Genomic DNA, 352 nt, shown 5'->3' with positions numbered 1-352 from the left:
CTTCGGCACACCCGTCGAACCCGACGTGAAGATCACATACGCCAGATCCGTCACCTCCCGCCGCCCCACATGACCACCCGGACCCCGCCCCGCACCCTCGGCGGTCACCGCCACCACCGACACACCCGCCGGCCACTCCCCCTCCACCAGAGCAGGCTGCGTCAGCACCACACGAGCCTCCGTGTGCTCGATCAGATACCGCACCCGCTCACCGGGCAGAGCCGGATCCACCGGCACATACACACACCCCGCCCGCAACACGCCCAACACCGCAGCAACCTGCTCCCACCCCTTCCGCATCGACACCACGACCCGGTCCCCGGGCCGCACCCCCAGCTCCCCCAACCGGTCG

At 70.5% G+C, this 352-nt stretch carries 1 protein-coding gene; it reads right to left on the bottom strand.

What is annotated here, in order from left to right:
- Positions 1 to 345: AMP-binding protein (locus H0H10_RS02340; protein WP_223179270.1), on the bottom strand; the 345-nt coding region annotated here is incomplete at its 3' end.
- Positions 346 to 352: the final 7 nt, after the last annotated feature.

Origin of the sequence: Streptomyces griseicoloratus, from assembly GCF_014534645.1 — a bacterium.
Lineage (GTDB): Bacteria > Actinomycetota > Actinomycetes > Streptomycetales > Streptomycetaceae > Streptomyces > Streptomyces griseicoloratus.
Note: the sequence above shows the minus strand (reverse complement) of the source record. Positions and strands in the feature narration are given on the sequence as shown.